The organism is Bacteroides sp. An51A (assembly GCF_002161565.1).
Taxonomy (GTDB): Bacteria; Bacteroidota; Bacteroidia; order Bacteroidales; family Bacteroidaceae; genus Phocaeicola; species Phocaeicola intestinalis.
The window spans coordinates 140,346-157,184 of the sequence record NZ_NFIC01000001.1 but is presented as its reverse complement, the minus strand read 5'-3'; the positions used below and the strand labels follow the sequence as shown (position 1 = coordinate 157,184).

Below are 16,839 nucleotides of genomic sequence, written 5' to 3'. Positions count from 1 at the left end.
AAAACAACTAATTATTTATTAAAGATTTCCCGACTATGAAAAATAACGAAAACATACTCATCTGTGTCGTAGGCAGTATTTGCCGGATTCGATTTCCTTCATCTTATTATATAATTAAGGTGTATAGATAGAAGACTTATGTTTTTCAGAACTGCCGGTGATGGTATTTGCGAAGAGATTTTATACAGGCAAGGAAGAGTTTTATTTATTGATAATTTAATACCATTGAAAAATGAGAAAACAATTGATTTTTTCCGCAATGCTTGGCTTGTGTGCCTTGGGAGGTACAGCGGTATATGCTGCACCCTCTATGGCTGCTGTGACACAATCACAGACTATTAAGGTGAAAGGTCAGGTTGTTGACGAACAAGGCATGCCCTTGTTGGGAGCTACGATTATGATTAAAGATGGAAAAGGAGGGACAACTGCCGATTTGGACGGCAATTTTGAATTGGACGTTCCAGGTAATGCTGTTCTTGTAGTTAGTTTTGTGGGGTATAAAAGCCGAGAGGTTGCTGTCCGTAACCGGGCAATCCTTGATCCAATCCAATTGGATCCGGACGATCAGATGCTGGAGCAGGTTGTCGTTGTAGGTTACGGTACGCAGAAGAAAGCCGACTTGACCGGCTCTGTAGCCGTAGTGAATGCAGAGGAATTGAAGCGTACATCTAATTCCAACATTTCTACCATGCTGGAAGGTAAGGTTGCCGGTGTGCAGATTACTTCCGACGGTCAGCCGGGTGCCGACCCTACCGTACGTATTCGTGGTATCGGTTCTTTTGGTAGTACGGCTCCGCTGTATGTCATTGATGGTGTGCCTATGGGAACGTCTATCCGTGACTTCTCTGCCAATGATATTGAGACAATCCAAGTGTTGAAAGATGCATCTGCTGCCGCTATCTACGGTTCGCGTGCAGCCAACGGTGTGATTATCATTACCACGAAGCGCGGTCAGAAAGACCAGCCCTTGAAGGTGGATTACAATGGCTATTTCGGTGTGGACTATATTCCTTCGGGGGTTTACGACGTGATGAATGCCGACCAGTACAGCCAGTATTTGGGGCAGGCGGCTTCCAATTCCAATACGCCGTTGCCGGGTGGATACCTTGTCGATAATGCGACAGGTACTTATCATTTTATGGATGATACAGATACAGATTGGTTTGACGAAGTGTTCAAGACGGGTATCCGCCAAAATCACAATGTGAACCTGTCGGGTGGTGGTGCCAATAATACCTATAACGTAGCGTTGGATTACTATAGTCAGAAAGGAACACTGGAAGGAGCCGGACCGAACTTCGAACGTTTCACCGCGCGTGTCAACAACACCATGGATACCAAGTTCATCAAATTCCAGACCAGTATAGTATATTCACATTCCGACCAGGATAACATGGCATTGTCTAATGCGAACGAGTATGTGCAAGGATTGTATGGTGACGTGAGCAACGTGTTACGTTCCACTTTGCTGATGCAGCCTACCATCATGGCTTACGACCCGTCTACTTGGGTGCTCGATGGTCAGGTAGGAGCTGCCAACGGCTATAATTACGATGCTTACGGCTATGGTGTTTATTACGATAATATCCATGGTGATATTTCGGCTTCTAACCCGTTGCTGGTCAACAACCTGTTGCAGCGCAATACGCGTGTAGACCGTTTCGTGGGTACAGGATCTGCCGATGTGGACTTGCTCAAGATGCTGGGCATCGAAAACAAGAATCACAAGCTGAATTACCGCATCAACCTGTCTTACAGCAAGACGCATTGCTCAGACTTCACGTGGATTCCTGCATGGATACAGAGTAACCGTGTGTATTTGGCAAAGAGCAACGAGCGCTTGGAAAAAGCTTCGCGTGACTATTCTACTGCATTGATTGAAAATATCTTGACCTACGATGGTACCTTTGGCAAACACCATCTGAATATCGTTGCCGGTCAGACGTATGAAGAAGAACATACCAATACATTGAACGGTTGGGGACTTAACTACACCGAACCTTATTTCCTCCAGCTGCAGAACGGTGCGAACACCTATTCTTCCAGTTACGACTACAAGCACGCCATCTTCTCTTACATTGGCCGTGTCAACTACAACTTCGATGACCGTTACTTGTTCTCGGCTACGGTTCGTCGGGATGCCAGCTCGCGCTTGTCAAAGGGCATTCGTTGGGGTACCTTCCCTTCTGTTTCTATTGGTTGGCGCTTCGATAAGGAAAGTTTCTTCCCCTTTAACCCGAACGTTGTGAACTTATTTAAGATTCGCGCCAGCTACGGTGAATTGGGTAACGAGAACATCGGTGAATATATGTATCAGGCGGTGATGTCACGTAACAATATGACATATAGCTTCAATAACTCTGCCGTGACCGGTTCTGCCGTTTCTACCTTCGTGGACAACAACCTGTCTTGGGAAAAGAAGAAAACTTACAATGTAGGTATCGACCTCGCTTTCTTCAACAATCGCTTAGAGTTCACCGCCGAATGGTATAAAAATACCAACCAAGACTTGCTGTATAGTGTTCCTGTACCCGAACAGGCAGGTGTATCGAATACGACCGTTACGATGAATGCCGCCTCGATGGACAACTCCGGTTTTGAGTTCGCTGCTACCTACCGCAACCGCGACCATGCGTTCAAATATGAAATATCGGCCAACCTTAGTACGCTGAAAAATAAAGTCACTTCGTTAGGTTTTACGGATGAAGCCTATATTAGTGGAGCTTATATTACGGAGGTCGGTGAAGAAATCGGTAAATTCTATGGATGGAGATACGAAGGCATTGCCCGTACACAAGCAGACCTTGACAATCATGCTACCCAGCAAGGTGCCCAAGTGGGCGATTGCCTGTATGAGGATGTCAGCGGTCCCGACGGCACTCCCGACGGTGTAATCAATGAATACGACCAAGTGGTATTGGGCAGCGGTCTGCCTAAAATCAACTTCGGCTTGAATTTCCGTTTCGAATACAAGAACTTTGACCTGAGCATTGCTACCTTTGGTGCCTTGAACTACCACGTGGCTGATGACATTTACAACTCGCTTAACTCTTGCTATGGCTATGGCAACAAGGATGTAGCGATACTGGATGCCAACCGTTGGAGTGAAGACGGTTCTACTTATATTTCGAATGTACCGCGTACCTACATAACAAACAGTGCGACTTACGCATGGAACGACTTGTTCAGCGAACGTAAGATTCAGAATGCCGCTTATTGGAAGATTGCCAATATCGAGTTGGGTTATAACTTCCCCGACAAGTGGTTCGGCAAATATGTATCAGATGTCCGCCTCTATGTGTCGGCACAAAACGTCCACACGTTTACCGGTTACAAAGGATACAATGTAGACTATGCTGGAGGTACCTTTACTCCGGGTTATAACTTCTGTTCGTTCCCGACGGCACGTACCTTTATGTGTGGCCTTCATTTCTCATTCTAATTCTAACTGCTAAAAACATTATTGTATGAAACTATTAAAATATTCACTTGCTTTCCTGTTTGGAGTCGGAACACTGACTTCGTGCATGGATAATTTGGATGTGGTGAATCCCAACCAACAAACTACTGCTACTTTCGGCAATACAGTCGATGACTTGGAGGAGTGTGTGATTGCTGCCTATAACCACATGCGTATGGAAGGGTCGTATGCCCGTGTAGGCTATACCATCGACGCGTGCCGTGGCGATGAAGTGTGGAACTCTTCGCAAGTATGGTACATGGAATTTGACGACTTTACCGTACTGGTTACAGGTGATATTGCCTGGTGGCCCTGGCGTGAGTGGTACTACACCATCAACGTATGCAACTTTATCCTTTCCCGCGTAGGCGAAGATAACAGCCAGCTTTCGGAAAACCTGAGACGCATCAAAGGGCAAGCGCTCTTTATCCGCGGATTGTCTTACTATAACTTGGCAGGCTATTACCAAAACCCGCCTCTGATTACAAGTTATGATACCTACTCTTCACTGGACGGACTTTACGGTACCAATAGCACCTACGATGAAGTGCTCGACCAAGTGGAAGCCGATTTCCAACAGGCTATGGAATTATTGCCTTCGCGTGATACAGGCGGTGAATGGGCTGGCGGCCGTGCCACTTGCGGTTCAGCGGCTGGTTTTTATGCCCGTACGCTGATGGTGCGTCACAAGTTTAGCGAAGCGCTTACGGTGTTGGAAGACATTATCAGCGGTCGCTATGGTACGTATCGGTTGATGGATAACTATGGCGATAACTTCCGCGAAGGCTCTGCATACGAAAACAACGAAGAAAGCTTGTTCGAAATCCAATTCTTGGATTATGCCTCGCAGGGCACCGATGACGAATGGACACCGGTAAATACCAGCCCCAATGCTACGCAAGGTTCGGCTATCGAAAGTAACTTTGCTCCGGGTGATTTCGGTGGATGGGCCGACCTTTCGGCTACCAACTGGCTGTACGACCTCTTCAAGAGCGAACGTACAATAAACGGTACGCTTGACCCACGTCTCTATTGGACCCTGGGTACCTATGAAGCCGATTGGGAAGGTTTCGAATATGGTAACGTAGCCTATACACAACCTATTACGGCTTCCGATACCATCCGTACCAATAACAGTTACGGCGGTATTCCTGTCGCTAAATACACCAACCTCCGTACCGGTCTGTATAGCACAGTGGTTACAGGTTTGCACGATGGTATCAATGTCCGCCTGATGCGTTATTCGGATGTATTGCTTCGTGCCGCAGAATGCGAGAATGAAGTGAACGGGCCTACCCAGCGTGCCATTAACTGGATTAATGAAGTACGCGGTCGTGTGGATTTACCCGATTTGCAACTTGCTGATTTCAATACAGCCGATAAGCTTTTTGAGCAGATTGCCAATGTAGAGCGTCCGAAAGAATTCGGTTGCGAGTATGGTCGTGGTTTTGACCTTATCCGTTGGGGCTTCTTCTACGATGCAGGCCGTTTGCAGCAGATGAAGGAACACTCTGTAGTCCGCATTACGAATGATCCGAGCAAAGTGATGCTTCCGGTTGACTATAGCAACATTGGTTCTGACCCGGAATTGAAGAGTGGATTCGATACCTACGTACAGGGACATGAATTCTTGCCTATCCAGCAGACGTTGACCAACAAAAATCCGAGCCTGCAAGGTAACTCGGCTAACTACAGTACGGACAACTCTTCTTACTTCCGTGACAACGGTTGGACGGTACGTCCGGTTGTGGACTTAAATAATTGACAATTGATAATTGACAATTAGCAAAATAAAAACGGGTGCTCTCCCGGCTGCTTAGGGTGGGAGAGGCCTTAATCAATTACTAATTTTATATTATAAGACCATGAAACATTTCAATAAAATAGCAACCGTTTGCGGCTCTTTTGTCTTGGGATTGCTGGCATTGGCCGGTTGTGAAGACGAACACTTTTATGAGGTGGACTCGCCCGATTGGCTTTCCGAAAAGGTGGATTCTATAGCCAATTCGCAAAATTCCGGCGATGAAGAACTGGAAGGTATGATGGAAGATGTGTATACTATCGGAAGTACAGATTATAGTACAGGCTGGTGGACTGTTTTCTCTAAGTATTATGTAATCCCCGATGGTCAGAAGTGGAATGCAGTGTTCAACCTGAATATTAATCCTGACGCATCGAATACGTATAAGAATTTTGCATTAATCATTTGCAATGATGTTGATCGTGAAGGCGAAGGCTATTTGGAATATGGGGCAATACGCTACGATAATCAGCCTTCGGGAAACTCCGAATGGGGAGATTATATCGACCGCTCTTACGTTCAAAGTACGCTCACTTTCGAGACCGATACTGATGAAGGTATAGCCCAATTGGGTGGAAGGGTAACACTTACTGTTGACCGTTCTGTCGAGGGAGCATTCAGTGTCAGAATGACCAATGGTACAGTTACCAAGACCTACAACCAACCGACTGCTCTTGTGAATCTGAATGCAGATGAAAGCAATACCAATATCCGCTGTTACTTGGTGCCTGAAGGTTCTTACATCAATTTCTTGCAGACCAATATTGAACCTATCGGCGGCCTTACTTCTGCTGATGATAAGAATCCCGTATCGATGGAATTGCAAGGTGTGCCCGAAATTGTCAATATCGGTACGCCACTCGACTCTGTAATAGCTAATGTATCGGCCGTTGTTACCTTTGAAGAAGGGGTAACGGCTACTGTAGCTTCTTCCGAACTAACCTTCTCGGTTATTCCTGATATGGAAACACCGGGTATGAAGAACTTGGTTGCAGCTTATAACAAGACCCAACAAGGTGAAAACTGTGACCAGCCGGTTATCGCAAGTGCTACATTTGAATTGGTAGAACAAATAGCTTCCATTGAAGTGACCACGCAACCTTCCCGTACTACCTATTATTATTATACTTCGGCGGCAACCGAAGGAATGACCGACCGTACGTTGGCCTTTGACCCTACTGGCATGGAAGTGACAGCAACTTATGTAAGTGGGGGAACAGGAACGATTGATAACTCAAGACTGACATTCTCTACAGTTCCGGCTACAGTAGGTACGCATACCGTTACCATTACAGCTGACGAAGGAGTGACTGCTACGGTAGAGGTTACCGTTGCCGAATCAGCAGTGTCAGAAGTTACAAACAGTACGGCTATCGTAGGAGCAGAAGATAACTCGACTGCTTTCTGGGGGGCTTTCTCTGATGACTTCAACGTGCCTTCAGGCGAAACTAAATCGATTACGTTCACAAATTACAGCAGCTTGGCTGGCAACTGGAACAACTATGTAGTAGTTCTTCGTAAGACTGATACGACTGTAGAATATGGAGTTGTCCGTGCTGATAACTATGGTTGGGGTGCCGGATATGATGGAAACACCAATCTCCGTCTCAGTGGCGGTCAACCCGACTGGGCTGCTTGGCTTGCTACCATGAACGGTGCAGAAGTTACGGTTTATGTAACCAACTGTGGCAATGGTACTGCCGATGTTCAGGCTATCATGAACGGAACAGATGGCACAACTTCTATCCAATATTATTTGGGTATCACTACCATCGATCCTGAAGACTTGAACTTTGCGCTGACGGTAGACGGAAGCCATCTTGTTTTTGGTGAATAATTTTTCATTTCCTTATTCTATTCATGCCGTCCCCTCTAATAGGGGGATGGCATGATTTTTAAACTTGACACACATGAAAAAGTTATCATTAATTTGGATATCTTTGTTGGCCGTCTTTACATTCGTAGGCTGTTCGGATGACAACGAAGTAGAATACAATCAAAGTAGCGATGTAACTGTAGCTGTACCGGAAGTAACCGCAAGTACAGGCACTTCGCTGACTGTAGCTTCCTCGGTAACCGGTAATACAGGAAGCATTGTCCGGAGGGGGTTCTGTTACAGTGCCAATTCGCAGGCTCCTACTGTCAATGACAATATGGTAGAAGCAGACGAAAATTTCAGTGCCACCATTTCAGGCTTGATGGGCAATACCACTTATTATATTCGCGCATTCGTATATGGCAACAGCCGTTACACCTACTCGGATGCGCTGGAAGCTACCACCGAAAGCCAGCCCATCGACGAACAGCTTGCGAACTATGTAGCTCCCGCTTATGAGGATAACTATACCAGCATCGCTGACTGGACGAACCGTAGCCGCTGGAACCTGAGCAATGTGCATGACCCTTCTGTGGTGCTTGCAGAAGACGGGTATTATTACATGTATCAGACTGATGCTTCGTATGGCAACGCTCATATGGCAGGTGGGCATTTCCACGGACGCCGTTCGCAAAACTTGGTAGATTGGGAATACTTGGGAGGTACGATGCAGAGCCTGCCCGATTGGGTTATCCCGAAACTGAATGAGATCCGTGCAGCTATGGGATTGGAGCCGACTACAGCCGATGAGGCTGACTTCGGCTATTGGGCACCTTGCGTACGGAAAGTGCGGAACGGATTGTATCGTATGTATTATTCCATTGTCTGTCCCGGTACGTTAAGCGGTGACGGAACATGGAGCGAACGTGCATTCATCGGCTTGATGGAGAATTCCAATCCGGCAAACAACGACGGGTGGGAAGACAAGGGCTATGTCATTACCAATGCTTCCGATAGAGGATTGGATTTCTATGTCAATGCCAGTGCGGATGATTATTGGAATGAAAACTGCTATTATAAATGGAATGCCATTGACCCCAGCTATATCATTGACAATGACGGACGCCACTACATGGCATACGGTTCTTGGCATAGCGGCATCGCACTGGTAGAACTTGACGAAGCAACGGGCAAGGTAAAGGCTGAATTGCCTGATCCGTGGGGTACGGATGCAGACATCGCTGCATACGGACAACTGATAGCTACCCGCCAGATGGGTAATCGCTGGCAAGGTTCAGAAGGTCCGGAACTGATTTATCACGATGGGTATTATTACCTGTTCCTGGCATACGATGCATTGGAGGTGCCCTACAATACCCGTGTAGTGCGTTCCACGAATATTGCAGGTCCTTATGTGGGCATGGACGGTACGGATGTGACAACCGTTGGAGGCGAAGCTTTCCCGATATTGACTCATCCGTATAAGTTCAATGGCAACGATGGCTGGGTAGGTATTTCGCATTGCTGTGTGTTCGATGATGGTGAAGGCAACTGGTATTTCGCTTCGCAAGGCAGATTCCCTGTAGATGTACCGGGAATCAATGCTTCCAATGCCATTATGATGGGGCAGGTGCGTTGCATACGATGGACCGAAGATGGCTGGCCGGTAGTGATGCCTGAACGTTACGGTGCCGTGCCGCAGGTGGAGATTACTGAAAGCGAACTGATAGGTAATTGGGAGAACATCGACTTGTCATACGCTTATGGAGAACAGAAGACTTCAGCCACGATGACCCTTGCCGCCGACCATACCGTAACTGCAGGTGACTGGGAAGGAGCTACGTGGACGTATGACAGCAGCAAGCGTATCCTGACGTTGGATAATGGGGTAGAACTTTACTTGCAGCGTGAAACCGATTGGGAGGCATCTCCCAGAACCCATACTATCGTTTATGCCGGCTATGGTGATGATTATAAAACTTACTGGGGTAAAAAAAGCAAGTGATATATTCGGAAATAAGCGGCATGGTGTGTGAGCATGCCTGCCGGAAGATGAAGAAGCTGTCTCGATAATGAATTGAGGCAGCTTTCTTTGTAGTACGCTCGGCATGAGCATTGTCTAACGGGTGTAAGTCCCGAGTGAGCCCTAATAGCGGGAATCACATAGCCCAAGGCAAGGGTGTCCATCGCGAGGTGGAATCTGAAGGAAGCCGGCGGCAAACATCTGGTCTAACGAACAGAAACTTCATACAAGGCATTTGACCGTGGGTAAGGTTTCTACACAAACCAAAGCCCGATAGCTATTCGGAACGGTCGGTGTAAATGAAGTAGGCATAAGATGGAAAGACAATGCCCTTATCCGAGGAGGTCTCACGGACGCATGGCGAAGACGTACCCATTCGATGTGCCCTGACGGAGTAAAGCTTGCCGTGAGAAGTCAGCAGAGGTTATAGTACCTAAGACACGTGTGTCTATGGGGAAGGACCGAATCGCGCAGTGCAATAGTAAATGACTGCTACCCTTGAGACTCTTTTGTAGTCAGATGTCCGAAAGGAGCTTCCCTACTCACCACGATAGGACGGAATCCGACAATAGAGTAGGAGTGACGCTAGTCCGAGGGATGGCTGAAAACAACTTGCCACACATCGTGAGATGAGAAAGCGCGAAACCGCCGTATGCGGAACCGCTTGTACGGTGGTGTGGGAGGTCGGTAAATGTGAAAGTAGGAGGCAAATGCCTTTCTATGATTAGCATTTACCTCCTACCCGATTCTTAAAGAAACATTTACCGCGTGATAATTTGGCAGTAAGTCTGGCAAGATTAATAATCTTCAGGCTGTAAGATTATTAATCTTACAGTAAACGCAGTTATATTGTATTTTCACAGGAGCTGAGTTGTGTCTTTATCTTTCTGCTTCTATTGTATAAGTAAAACTGTCAGCCCGATAATATCCTATATTATATTCGATAGGCATTTGATTGATATCGTATACGAATCGTTGACGAATCAGGATCGGGTCAGTTGGCTGGATGTCCAATTTGTCTGCTATCTGTTCGCCTGCCAGGTTGGCGGAAATTCGCTCTTTACTGGTCTTTACGACAATACTATAGTCTTTTTCCAGCAATTCGTACAACGGCCGTGTGTAATCTTCTTCTCCTGTCAAAGGAATTTTAGGATTGAAGTAAGAGATAAAATAGACGAACGGATATTCTTTTTTTCCTCTGACTCTTTCTAAAACAATACATTTTACAGGTTGTACCGGATCCATATTAAAAAAACGGCAGATTTCTTCATTCGGTTTCTTCCAGCTGATATGCAATTCAAAATTGCGTATTTCTATTCCCAGCATTTTCATCTCTTGTGAAAAACTGAGCCAGTTTTTCACTCCTCCCACAATGCTTTTATCTGCAACCTTTGTACCTACACCTTTCTTACGTACCAACAAACCTTCGAATACGAGTTTGTTGATTGCCTGTCGCAAGGTATTTCTGGAAATGTTCAATCTTTGCGACAACTCAATTTCGTTAGGAAGATATTTCCCGTCTTTATATTCGTCAGAATCAATGAGATTTCGTAAAATTTCCTCTGCTTGTATGTGTAGAGGCTTGTTGCTGTTGTGATCTATGTTCATTTCTGTAATGTTTTTTCTTTATTGCAAATATAATAAAAAATTTTTCTCTTTAAACTCTTGCATAAAATAAAATATTATTCATATATTTGCACAAACAATATATATGTATAAACAAATAAAGAATTAAGCTGTATGAGAAAGTCAAACTACGACAAATTTCCTGCCACTCAAATTGAAGGTAAAATCTTTCAAGGTTGGGATGAAGTGCGTACTGTGCTTGAAGGCATGCTGAACCGGTCTCGTGTATTGGCGGTGGATTGTTACACCGGTGTATACGAAGAGGAACTGCTGGAGGAACTTTCGCTTCTGCCTTTGGTGCAAATCGTCCGGGTTTGCAACTTGTATAAAGACGAAGTGGAAATCAAACGTATGACGGAACGTTTTATGACCGATGATGTGTTGTTCGGTTATGTAACCAATTTGTCATTGGATGATTATTTTGATGCCGGCAAGCTTGCCGATGCACAGGAATGTATCAGTCGGTCGGATATGCCGGTGGTTGTGTTGGGAACGGGAGCAAGCAAGGTTGTTCCGGACGCTCCGCTGGTGTATGTGGATATGGCGCGTTGGGAAATCCAGCAGCGTTTCCGCCGTCATGAAGTCCGTGCTTTAGGGGTGGACAACCGGAATGAAGCTGTCTCTCTTCAATATAAGAGAGGATACTTTAACGACTGGCGGATTTGCGACCGTTATAAAGACTCTCTGTTCGGTAAGGTGGATTTTTGGTTGGATACGCATATTGCCGGACAGCCTAAGATGATAGACCGTGCCACTTTCTTTAAAGGTATTGAAAAGACAGCTGCTAAGCCTTTCCGTGTGGTTCCGTTCTTTGACCCAGCTCCGTGGGGCGGACAATGGATGAAGGATGTATGCGATTTAGATCGTAGTCAGTCCAATTATGGTTGGTGTTTCGACTGTGTGCCTGAAGAGAACAGCCTATATTTCGAAGTGAACGGAGTGCGTTTCGAATTGCCTTCGGTCGATTTGATTCTGCTGAAAAGCAAAGAAGTGCTGGGCGAACCGGTAGAAGCGCGTTTCGGGAAAGACTTTCCGATTCGTTTCGACTTCCTGGATACCATTGGAGGCGGCAATCTGAGCTTGCAGGTACATCCTACTACGCAGTTCATCCGCGAGAATTTCGGTATGTATTACACGCAGGATGAAAGCTACTACCTGCTGGATGCCGAAGAAGGCGCAGTTGTATATCTGGGTGTCAAGAACGGTGTGGACCGGGAAGCGATGATAGAAGACTTGCGCAGGGCACAGCGCGGAGAAATCGTATTCGATGCAGAGAAGTATGTCAACAAGATACCGGCAAAGAAGCACGACCATTTTCTGATTCCTGGCGGTACGGTGCATTGTTCGGGAGCCGGCAGTATGGTGCTTGAGATCAGCTCGACCCCGAATCTGTTTACGTTCAAGTTGTGGGACTGGCAGCGTTTGGGATTAGACGGCAAACCTCGTCCTATCAATGTGGAGCGTGGCAAATGTGTGATAAACTGGAACCGCAATACCGATTATGTGTACGAGAAATTGCGTAATTGTGTGACTCCGATTGCAGAAGGGGAAGGATGGACTGAAGAGCGTACCGGGCTGCATGCGAATGAGTTTATCGAAACCCGTCGTCACCGTTTCTCTGTTCCAGTATCCCATCAAACAAACAACAGCGTGAATGTGTTCAATCTGCTGGAAGGCGAAGAAGCTATCGTGGAAAGTCCCACTCTGGCATTTAAACCTTTTGTAGTGCATTATGCCGAAACCTTCATCATTCCTGCCTGCGTGGGAGAATACACCATCCGTCCTTATGGCAAGTCGGAAGGAAAAGAGTGTGTGACGGTGAAAGCCTACGTCCGCTTTTGATTCAGTTAAGGAGTACAAACCTTTAAACAAGCCTTAATAGTATGTATGAAAATGATAAACGTGTCGTTTTGACCTTGGATGCCGGAGGAACCAATTTTGTATTCTCTGCCATCCGTGGGAATAAACAGATAGTACGTCCTATCGGCATGCCTTCGGCTTCCGATGACTTGGACAGATGTCTGTCGACGTTGGTGGCGGGTTTTGATGCCGTCATCAAGGAACTGGATACCGCTCCGGTGGCTGTCAGTTTTGCTTTTCCCGGTCCTGCTGATTATAAGAACGGCGTGATAGGAGGCAACCTGCCCAATTTCCCTTCCTTCCGTCAGGGAGTGGCGCTCGGTCCTTTCCTGCAGCACCGTTACGGCATTCCGGTATATATTGAGAACGATGGAAACCTGTTTGCGTATGGCGAAGCTTTGTCCGGAGCACTTCCGATGGTGAATGCAGCATTGAAGGCGGCAGGCAGCAACCGCGAGTATCACAACCTGTTGGGTATCACCTTAGGTACCGGATTCGGTGCGGGAGTCGTAATAGACAACCGTCTGCTGACAGGAGACAATGGTTGTGGCGGTGATGTCTGGCTGATGCGCAACAAGAAATACCCGTCGATGATTAGTGAAGAGAGCGTAAGCATCCGTGCCGTCAAGCGGGTCTATCGTGAACTTTCCGGTTCGGAAGACGGTGGACTGACTCCCAAAGACATATTCGATATAGCCGAAGGGATGAGGGCAGGCGACCGGCAGGCGGCAATAGCCAGTTTCCGCGAATTGGGTGAAATGGCTGGAAGTGCAATAGCTTCTGCACTGAACATCGTGGACGGTGTGGTTGTGATAGGTGGCGGGCTTATGGGAGCTTCCCGTTACATCCTTCCTTCCCTAGTCAACGAATTGCGTACCACGGTATCCATGTTTTCCGGAGAATGTTTCCCCTGTGTGCAAATGGACGTATATAATTGGGAAGAAGAGCCGGAGCGCACCCGATTCCTTTCTTCCTCTTCCCGTCAGGTACTGATCCCCGGAACCTCCATTCAAGTTCCGTATAATGATTCCAAGCGCATAGCTGTCATGTGCAGTCGGTCAGGAGCCAGCTCCTCCATTATGCGCGGTGCTTATGCGTATGCGTTGTCTCAATTGGATTTTAGTTTTCAATAGGTGTTACAATGATAGATATATTTTTAACTGTTAAATCTTAATTTAATTATGAAACATGTAATAACGTGGTTTATGGCTTGCCTGTTGCTTTCGTTGTCTTTTGTGCCTGTATTGGCACAAGGGCAATCGCGGCTTGTATCTGGTATAATTAAGGATGATGCGGGTGAACCTTTGATTGGTGCAAGTGTACAGGACATATCGACAAAACAAGGAACAATTGCTGATATGGATGGTAGATTCTCTTTGGAAGTGACACCTGCTTCTAAGTTGAAATTTTCGTATGTGGGATATAATGACTTAATCATTGCAGGAAAAGATTTGAAGCAAGACATGGTGGTTATATTGCAGTCAAATACGAAAATGCTTGATGAAATGGTTGTTGTTGGATATGGTACCCAGAAAAAGGCAACATTGACAGGAGCCGTTTCGTCAATATCCACGGAAGAAATGGTTACGACTAAAAATGAAGATTTGTCGAATATGCTGACCGGTAAGATTGCCGGTGTGCGTGTCGTTCAAAACTCCAGTGAACCAGGAGCTTTCAATACAAATATTGATATTCGTGGTTTAGGTAATCCGTTGGTGGTTATTGATGGTATTCCACGTGATAACATGGCGCGTATCGATCCGGAAGATGTTGAGTCCATTTCAGTATTGAAAGATGCATCAGCATCTATTTATGGTGTGCGTGCAGCTAATGGCGTAATTTTGATTACTACTAAAAAAGGAATGAGCAAAAAACCGGAAATCTCGTATTCGGGTAGCTTTACATGGCAAAAGCCTTCTAATTTCCCTGATATGGTGGATGCTCAAGAATGGATGACATTAGCCAATGAAATCAGTATGCATAAAGTAGACGGAGGAGGTTTGACTTATACAGATGCTGATTTTGAACCTTACCGTACTGGAGAGAAGCAAAGTACAGACTGGAAAGGAGCCGTAATGAAAAATACTGCTCCGCAAACGCAGCATGCTATCAATATCAGTGGTGGAACTGAGCGTACTCAGTATTTCACAAGCTTTGGATATCAGTATCAGGAAAGTTTCTTGAAGACGGATGATATGAATTATAAAAAATTCAATATCCGTAGCAATATCAATACAAAAATCACTGATCATTTAAGCGTGGATTTGAAATTGTTTGGAATGATGGATGAAAGAAATACTCCGACATATTCTTCTTTTGATATCGTGAGAGCCATGTGGTTGATGACACCGCTGGATCCGATTTATCAAGATGAAGCGGCAGGGAAATTTTATCAACCTTCCAACACTACCTTGATGAATCCTGTAGCCATTATGAATTCTGATAATGTGGGTTATTGTGTATATAAAAGTAAATGGTTTCAGTCCAGTATGGGAGCTACTTATGAAGTGCCCTGGGTCGAAGGACTGAGCATTAGCGGATTGTTCAGTTACGATTATATCATGAATGAGAACAAGCAATATCGTCAAACATGGTATAGTTATCGGGATAATCAGGAATATACTTGGTTGGATCCTTCTTATGTTCAGCGTAATTATTACGGAAAAGATAATATCCTGTGGCAGGCGAAGATTAATTATGCACATGATTTTAATGGGCACAATGTCGGCGGTATGCTGGTTTATGAAGAGTCGCATAAAGAAGGGGATAATTTTTGGGGTAGAAGAGATTTGTCATTGCCTATAGATCAAGTGTTTGCCGGTATGTCAGAAAATCAGCAGTTCAATCAGAGTACAGATTCTGGAGCTTTGTACGAACGTGCAAATAAAGCATTGATAGGTCGTTTTACGTATGATTATCTGTCTAAATATCTGTTCGAAGTGGCTTTCCGTTATGAAGGCTCTTCCATGTTTCCTTCTGATTCACGTTGGAAAGCCTTCCCGTCTGTTTCTGGAGGTTGGAGAATTTCGGAAGAAAAATTTTGGAAAAATTCAAAATTAAACTTCATTGACAATTTCAAGTTAAGAGCTTCTTATGGTATTTTGGGAGATGATAGTGCGTTGGCTTATCAATTTCTGCAAGGTTATACGTATCCCAGTGGAGGTAGCGTATTTGATGGAGCTTGGATTGGTGGTGTAGTCAATAAAGGTCCTGCAAATAGATCTATTTCTTGGGTAAAAGCGAAAACCTTGAATGTCGGTTTGGATGCAGATGCCTGGAATGGGTTGTTAGGAATGACAGTAGAGTATTTTCATCGGGAACGTACAGGTATATTGACAACAAGAAATGCTAGTTTGCCTGGATTGGTTGGTGCTTCTTTGCCTCAAGAAAACTTGAATGGAGATATCTCTCGTGGTTTTGAAATAGAATTAAGCCACCGTAATCGGGTTAATGATTTTACCTATGAAGTAAAAGGAAATTTGGCTTTTACACGTACATTAAATACCCATGTTGAAATGGCTCGTAAAGGAAACTCGTATTTGAATTGGAAGGAGAATACGAATGATCGTTTCAGTAATATCTGGTGGGGATATGAAGCAGGGGAACGTTTTACATCTTGGGATCAAATTTATTATAATCCTATTTATGTGGGAAGAGGGTCAGTTCTTGGTGATTACAATTATGTGGATTGGAATGGTGATGGATGGATAAATGATTTGGATGTTCATCCTATATCTTATAGCGGAGACCGTCCGATGTTGAATTTTGGTTTTACAATTAGTGCCCAATATAAAGGCTTTGATTTGAACATGTTGTTCCAAGGTGCCGGAATGCGTACCATTTCATATACAGAATTGTTATATCAACCTTTATGGGCGAACACCAATGCACTTGACCAGTTTATGGATCGTTGGCATCCGGTAGACTCAACTGCTGATCCTTACGATCCGTCTCAGCCATGGGTAGAAGGGTATTATGCTTATACAGGTTCATTACCCAATCAGAATTCGGAATTTAATATGCAAAATGCTTCTTATTTACGATTGAAAAATATCGAATTGGGTTATACATTCCCGAAAGCATGGTTGGAGAAAGTGAATGTAAAAGGAGCTCGTATTTATTTGAGCGCTTATAATTTACTGACATTCACAAAACTGAAATATTGTGACCCGGAATTCCCGTCCAGTAACTACGGATATAACTATCCGTTGAATAAAACAATAACAGTTGGTTTAAATCTTAAATTCTAATGT

At 45.1% G+C, this 16,839-nt stretch carries 8 protein-coding genes; 7 read left to right on the top strand and 1 reads right to left on the bottom strand.

Translation table 11 applies throughout. The features are described from left to right. Positions 1–232: 232 nt before the first annotated feature. From B5G04_RS00555 to B5G04_RS00540, 4 genes are all read left to right on the top strand, one after another. Complete coding sequence (locus tag B5G04_RS00555; protein ID WP_087395112.1) at positions 233–3,442, top strand: TonB-dependent receptor; 3,210 nt, start codon at positions 233–235, stop codon at positions 3,440–3,442. A gap of 25 nt (positions 3,443–3,467) precedes the next feature. Next, positions 3,468–5,225: a RagB/SusD family nutrient uptake outer membrane protein gene (locus B5G04_RS00550; protein ID WP_022038928.1), complete on the top strand. Its 1,758-nt coding sequence runs from the start codon at positions 3,468–3,470 to the stop codon at positions 5,223–5,225. A 100-nt stretch (positions 5,226–5,325) separates the two neighbouring features. Continuing rightward, positions 5,326–7,098 (top strand): hypothetical protein, encoded by a 1,773-nt coding sequence (locus B5G04_RS00545; RefSeq protein ID WP_087395109.1) that lies wholly within the window; start codon positions 5,326–5,328, stop codon positions 7,096–7,098. Between the two features lie 73 nt (positions 7,099–7,171). Beyond that, complete coding sequence (locus B5G04_RS00540; protein WP_087395106.1) at positions 7,172–9,082, top strand: arabinan endo-1,5-alpha-L-arabinosidase; 1,911 nt, start codon at positions 7,172–7,174, stop codon at positions 9,080–9,082. An 897-nt stretch (positions 9,083–9,979) separates the two neighbouring features. Here B5G04_RS00540 and B5G04_RS00535 read toward each other — a convergent pair. Then, entirely contained in the window at positions 9,980–10,708 is a 729-nt protein-coding gene (locus tag B5G04_RS00535; RefSeq protein WP_087251624.1) for a GntR family transcriptional regulator, read from the bottom strand. A gap of 132 nt (positions 10,709–10,840) precedes the next feature. On the opposite strand from B5G04_RS00535, the gene B5G04_RS00530 reads away from it, so the two are divergent. From B5G04_RS00530 to B5G04_RS00520, 3 genes are read left to right on the top strand one after another with little or no spacing between them, the layout of a single operon-like run. Beyond that, entirely contained in the window at positions 10,841–12,568 is a 1,728-nt protein-coding gene (locus B5G04_RS00530; RefSeq protein WP_087395103.1) for a class I mannose-6-phosphate isomerase, read from the top strand. A gap of 41 nt (positions 12,569–12,609) precedes the next feature. Further along, positions 12,610–13,719: an ROK family protein gene (locus B5G04_RS00525; protein ID WP_087395100.1), complete on the top strand. Its 1,110-nt coding sequence runs from the start codon at positions 12,610–12,612 to the stop codon at positions 13,717–13,719. Positions 13,720–13,767: 48 nt separating this feature from the next. After that, complete coding sequence (locus B5G04_RS00520; protein ID WP_087395097.1) at positions 13,768–16,836, top strand: TonB-dependent receptor; 3,069 nt, start codon at positions 13,768–13,770, stop codon at positions 16,834–16,836. Positions 16,837–16,839 lie beyond the last annotated feature (3 nt).

Coding starts and splice junctions, on each gene's coding strand:
- B5G04_RS00535 (WP_087251624.1), bottom strand. CDS start 10,708: ATGAACATAGATCACAACAGCAACAAGCCTCTACACATACAAGCAGAG.
- B5G04_RS00555 (WP_087395112.1), top strand. CDS start 233: ATGAGAAAACAATTGATTTTTTCCGCAATGCTTGGCTTGTGTGCCTTG.
- B5G04_RS00545 (WP_087395109.1), top strand. CDS start 5,326: ATGAAACATTTCAATAAAATAGCAACCGTTTGCGGCTCTTTTGTCTTG.
- B5G04_RS00525 (WP_087395100.1), top strand. CDS start 12,610: ATGTATGAAAATGATAAACGTGTCGTTTTGACCTTGGATGCCGGAGGA.
- B5G04_RS00550 (WP_022038928.1), top strand. CDS start 3,468: ATGAAACTATTAAAATATTCACTTGCTTTCCTGTTTGGAGTCGGAACA.
- B5G04_RS00540 (WP_087395106.1), top strand. CDS start 7,172: ATGAAAAAGTTATCATTAATTTGGATATCTTTGTTGGCCGTCTTTACA.
- B5G04_RS00520 (WP_087395097.1), top strand. CDS start 13,768: ATGAAACATGTAATAACGTGGTTTATGGCTTGCCTGTTGCTTTCGTTG.
- B5G04_RS00530 (WP_087395103.1), top strand. CDS start 10,841: ATGAGAAAGTCAAACTACGACAAATTTCCTGCCACTCAAATTGAAGGT.